Annotated in this window: 4 protein-coding genes; all 4 read left to right on the top strand. The window is 49.8% G+C overall.

What is annotated here, in order from left to right; all coding sequences use genetic code 11:
- Window positions 1-7 precede the first annotated feature (7 nt).
- Complete coding sequence (locus AC5V8P_RS22440) at window positions 8-1,414, top strand: cytochrome ubiquinol oxidase subunit I (RefSeq protein WP_063210343.1); 1,407 nt, start codon at window positions 8-10, stop codon at window positions 1,412-1,414.
- Window positions 1,401-2,414 carry a cytochrome d ubiquinol oxidase subunit II gene (gene cydB, locus AC5V8P_RS22445; RefSeq protein WP_081276836.1) on the top strand — a complete coding sequence of 338 codons (1,014 nt, stop codon included), beginning with the start codon at window positions 1,401-1,403 and terminating at the stop codon, window positions 2,412-2,414. Before AC5V8P_RS22440 ends, cydB begins: the two co-directional genes overlap by 14 nt.
- Window positions 2,414-4,171, top strand: a complete 1,758-nt coding sequence (gene cydD, locus AC5V8P_RS22450) for a thiol reductant ABC exporter subunit CydD (protein ID WP_064797247.1) — start codon at window positions 2,414-2,416, stop codon at window positions 4,169-4,171. Before cydB ends, cydD begins: the two co-directional genes overlap by 1 nt.
- Window positions 4,155-5,949, top strand: a 1,795-nt coding sequence (cydC, locus tag AC5V8P_RS22455) for a thiol reductant ABC exporter subunit CydC (RefSeq protein WP_495473879.1), incomplete at its 3' end; no start/stop codon positions are given. The genes cydD and cydC, both read left to right, overlap by 17 nt.

Genomic DNA, 5,949 nt, shown 5'->3' on the forward strand with positions numbered 1-5,949 from the left:
CAGCATCATGGACGTATTGGATTTGGCACGGTTGCAGTTTGCAACCACTACAATTCTTCATTTTGTTTATGTGCCGATCTCCATTGGATTGTCGTTGTTAGTGGCAATTATGGAGACTATGTATGTTATCAAGAAAAAAGACTTGTACAAAAAAATGGCTCAATTCTGGGGAACATTTCTGCTGATTAATTTCGCGCTAGGGGTAGTCACCGGGATTTTGCAGGAGTTCCAGTTCGGAATGAACTGGTCGGATTTTTCACGTTTTGTCGGTGATGTATTTGGTACACCGCTAGCTATTGAAGCATTGCTCGCATTTTTCCTGGAATCGACCTTTATCGGTCTATGGGTATTCGGCTGGGAAAGATTATCGAAAAGCGTCCATTTAATTTGCATGTGGTTGGTAGCGATCGGTACGATGCTCTCGGCTTTGTGGATTCTGGCCGCCAATTCCTTCATGCAGCGTCCTGTAGGATATGGAGTTGTAAATGGACGTGCAGAAATGCAAGATTTCGCTGCCTTGTTAACGAACGAGCAGCTTTTATGGGAGTATCCTCACACCATCTTTGCTGCCATTGCAACCGGGGCTTTCCTCGTAGCCGGTATTAGTGCCTGGAAGCTGATGCATAAGAAGAACATGGACTTTTTTAAACCTTCTTTTAAATTGAGCATTATTGTTGCATTAATCTGTGCGATTGCTATTCCTTTGTTTGGTCATGGACAGGCTCAATATTTGATCAAAACACAGCCCATGAAGATGGCAGCCAGTGAAGCTCTGTGGGGAGACAGCGGCGATCCGGCGCCTTGGACGGTGATTGCAAACATTGACCCTGATAAGCAGGAAAACACCTTTGAGATTAAGGTTCCATTTGCACTGAGCTTTCTGTCGTATAGCAAGTTTTCCGGCTCTGTGCCTGGGATGAAGGAGCTTCAAGCAGAGTATGTAAAAACCTATGGTCCGGGTGATTATATTCCACCAGTCCGTACGACCTTCTGGAGCTTCCGCATTATGATTGCGGCGGGATGTGCCATGATTGCACTTGCTCTGTACGGGGCATACCTAAGTTTTCGACAAAAATTGGAGGGCTCCCATCGCTGGTTCTTCCGTCTTATGCTGTGGGGGATATCCCTACCATTCATCGGCAATACCGCCGGCTGGATCATGACAGAAATGGGACGTCAGCCGTGGACTGTATTTGGTTTGCTGCAAACAAAAGATTCCGTTTCACCTACCGTTGTAGCAGGAGAAGTGCTGTTCTCACTGATTGCATTTACGTCGCTGTATCTCATTTTAACGGGTGTACTGGCATTCCTGTTTGCTCGCACCGCTCGTAAAGGTCCAGATATGGAGCCGCATCAGCATACGGTAATTCATGATCCATTTGCTCAAGGGGGTGACAGCATTGACGTTAAATGATTTATGGTTCTTATTGATCGCTGTGCTGTTTACAGGCTTCTTTTTTCTAGAAGGCTTCGATTTTGGCGTGGGAATGGCTACTGGATTAGTGCCGCGCAACGACCAACAAAAACGTTTGATGATCAATACGATTGGTCCATTCTGGGATGCCAATGAAGTATGGCTGATTACAGCCGCAGGTGCGATGTTTGCCGCTTTCCCGCATTTTTATGCAACGATGTTCAGCGGATATTATCTGGTATTTGTGTTTATTTTGCTAGGGTTGATCTTGCGAGGAGTCTCCTTTGAGTTCCGTGGCAAGGCCGAAGGGAAAGGGTGGACAGGAACGTGGGATGCCTGCATCCTGATTGGCAGCTTCCTGCCGCCGATGCTGTTTGGTATGGCCTTTGCGGCTTTGGTAAAAGGCGTACCTATTCAGCAAAATATGAATTTGAAAGCTGGATTTTTGGATGTGTTCAACGGATACACCGTATGGGTTGGACTGACAGTGGTCGGGATGTGTCTGATGCACGGACTGACGTTCATTTCTCTACGGACGATTGGTGAGGTAAGGGATCGTGCTCGTGTGATTGCGTCCAAATTCCTTCCAGTGTTGGGGATTCTGCTTGCTGGTATGGTCGTATGGACTTATTTTGCAACGGATTTATTTGCACGTCGTGGTCCCTTTATGTATGTTGCGGTGGCAGTGGGAATTGTCGCCTATGTGCTAACATGGTATTTCCTGAAGCAGCGCCGTGAAGGATGGGCTTTCGGGATGACAGGTGCCATCATTTTGCTAAGCTTTGTCTCGTTATTCGTTGGCTTGTTCCCAAGATTTATGGTGAGCTCGATCAACAGTGCTTTTGATTTGACGATATATAATGCAAGTTCCAGTCCTTACACATTGAAAAATATGACGATTGTTGCAGCAACGCTTTTACCCTTTGTGTTGGCTTATCAGGCATGGAGCTATTTTGTTTTCCATAAGCGTCTCAGTGAGAAGGATCACCTGGAATACTAATGGATAAAGCCTGGTTTGAATTAAAGGGCATTCGGCCCGTAATGCTGCTGCTGGCCGCCCTTTCGCTGCTCCAGGGAGCAGCTGTAATTACACAAGCCATCTTTTTGGCAAAGGCTGTAACGAGTTTGTTTAATAAAAATCCGTTGGTAATGGCTTGGCCATCGCTGGCGTTGTTTTTCGCGGCTTTTGCAGTGAGGCATACGACGATCTGGCTGCAACGCCGGACAGCCGGTCGTTTTGCCGAAGCAGCAGGCGCTTCCTTACGGGAGCGTCTGCTTGCGCGTTTGTTCGAGCGGGGTCCGGGTTTTGCTGCGCAGGAAGGAAGCGGCAAGTTGGTGACGCTAGCGCTGGATGGTGTGGATCGGTTTCGCAATTATTTGGAACTTTCGATTCCCCGTATGATAGACATGATGGCTGTGACCCTACTTGTGCTTGTGTATGTTTTCACATTGGACATGATCTCAGGTGTGATTTTGACGATTACGATGCCGATCCTGGTGGGCTTCTTTATTTTGCTCGGCCTGGCAGCGCGCAAGCAGGCAGACAAGCAGTGGCGTTCCTATCGACTGTTATCACATCATTTCACAGATTCGTTGCGTGGACTCCAGACACTAAGGTTTTTGGGGCGCAGTCGGGCACATGGGGAGACCGTGGGGAAGGTCAGCGACCAATACCGTACGGCCACGATGCGTACGCTGCGGGTAGCGTTTCTTTCTTCATTTGCTCTTGATTTTTTCAGTATGCTGTCGGTTGCTTTTGTAGCGGTAGGCCTGGGTCTGCGCCTGATCAGTGGCTCCGTGGGGCTGGAGGCAGGGCTGGCGGTGCTTATACTGGCACCGGAATATTTTATGCCTATACGCCAGTTGGGATCAGACTACCACGCCTCATTGGATGGTAAGGAGGCGTGGGGAGCGATACGCTCCATACTCAGTGCAGAGGATGAAGCGACAGAGCCAAATGTGCAGACAGCTAATGATAAAGGATTAGACATCACGGGACAGGACATCCTCAAGCTGTCTGATGTGTGTTTTCTTAATGAAGACGGTTCTGCCCGACTTGAACATGTGTCTGCAAGTGTGGAACCGCACATGAACATGATCGGCATCGTCGGGGCGAGTGGTGCTGGCAAAACGACATTGCTAAGTTTGCTGGGCGGCTTTTCTGCCCCCACTTCAGGTGAGCTGATCCTGAATGGATGCCGATTATCTGCATATACCCAAGCTGAATGGCAGCGGCATATTGCCTATATTCCACAGCATCCATATCTGTTCAGCGCTACTTTGGCAGATAATATTCGTTTTTATGAACCGGAAGCCTCCAACCAGCAGGTAGAGTGGGCGATTGATGCCGTTGGCCTACGTGAATTGGTGGATAGTCTTCCGGGAGGATTAAATGAGCCTATTGGGGAAGCAGGGCGGACATTGAGCGGAGGGCAGGCGCAGCGGATTGCCTTGGCGCGGGCTTTGCTCAGTGACCGTCCGCTCATATTATTGGATGAGCCGACGGCACATTTGGATATTGAGACAGAATGGGAGTTAAAACAGACTATTTTATCCGTATTCAAACACAAAAGGATGTTTCTCGCCACCCACCGACTGCATTGGATGCCGGATATGGATTGTGTCTGGATGATGAACCAAGGTCGTTTGGAAGAGGCAGGTTCCCATCAGCAACTGGTTGCACAAAAGGGAGAATATTATCGATTGCTGTCGGGAATGTCGGAAGGAGGGGACGGACGATATGAGAGCAACGGATAATAATAGCCAAGGCTGGTTTTTGCCTTATTTGAAACAGTATTTTTGGGCCTTTCTGGCAGCGGCTCTTTTGGGTGCGCTGTCCATTGGATGTGCAGGCGCGCTGCTCTTTACGTCCGGCCACCTGATTACTCGTTCGGCCTTAAAGCCTGAAAATATATTAATGGTGTATGTGCCCATTGTGCTTGTGCGGACGTTTGGTTTTAGTAAAGCCGTCATTCAGTACCTGGAACGCTTGGTAGGCCATGATGCCGCGCTGCGTCTTGTGTCCCGTATGCGGGTACGACTGTATCGGGCAGTGGAGCCGCAGGCACTGATGATTCGCAGCAAATTTCGTACAGGGGATCTATTGGGGTTGCTGGCAGAGGATATTGAGCAGCTTCAAAATATCTATTTGAAGCTGGTCCTGCCTGCGTTATCGGCTTTGCTGATCTATGCAGCAGGCATCTTGGCGCTTGGCTGGATGGACGGAACATTTGCCTTGCTTATGGCGCTATATGGGGGATTTTTACTTTTTATCGCCCCGGCTATCTCGCTATGGACCTCACTCGCCAAACGGCGAACGTTCAAGCAGGAACGGAGTAAAGCCTATCAGGAACTGACGGATGCTTTGTTCGGCATGAGTGATCTGGTGCTGAGCGGGCGGACTGGGCATTTCCTTAGCGCCTTTACACAACAGCACAAGAGGGCTGCTATGGTGGAAAATTCGCTTCGCCGGAACGAGTGGCGCTCCCATTGGCTCGCACAATGCCTTGTAGGCGGCGGAATTGTGATCATGACTGTGTGGGCTGGAGGGCTGGTAGCACAGGGCCGTATTGAAGCCACATGGTTGGCCTCCTTTGCCCTAGTAACATTCCCGTTGCTGGATGCTTTCGTTCGCGCTGGGGAAGCGGTGGTTCATGCGTCAGAGTATCAGGATTCACTTCGACGTTTAAAAGATTCTGAGAAAGATACATTTGCATTTGCGGCACGAACAGATGCAAAACAACCAGCGGCAGACGATGCAGCAGACACTACCAAGGAACAGAAACAGGCTACCGCTCAGCGCTTAAGTCACGGGGGCGACCTGCTGCTGAATAATGTGAGTTACCGTTATGCAGCAACGCAGGATTGGAGTGTGCGTAATATCTCCCTGCACGTACCGCAGGGGGGCAAGGTTGCCTTGCTTGGCCGCAGTGGTGCAGGCAAGTCTACGCTGCTGAATCTGATTCAGGGAGCATTACAGCCTGATGAAGGGAGCGTCACTGTCGCAGGCGTCCCCGTATTCACAGGCGGAGCATACTCCAGTCTGTTTGCGGTGCTAAACCAACAACCGTATTTGTTCGATACGACGGTAGCGAACAATATTCGTTTAGGGCGCCCTGACGCTACGCTGGATGAGGTTCGTGCAGTGACGGAGCAGGTGGGGCTTGGAACCCTGATCGATTCTTTACCAGAGGGTTACGATACTAGAATGCAGGAGACGGGGCTTCGCTTCTCCGGGGGAGAAAGACAGCGCATTGCACTGGCGCGGATTTTGCTGCAAAATCATCCGATTGTTTTGCTGGATGAGCCGACAGTAGGGCTTGACCCGCTGACGGAGCATGAACTTATGCAGACGATATTTCGCGTGCTGGAAGGCAAAACATTGATCTGGATCACTCATCATCTCACAGGAATGAAGCATATGGACGAGGTGATCTTTATGGAACAAGGCACCATCTCCATGCGAGGCAGTCATGATGAGCTTTGGCGTGAGCATACCCGGTACCGTCATCTGTATAAGCTGGATCATCCGAGTC

The organism is Paenibacillus sp. N119s (genome assembly GCF_059447605.1).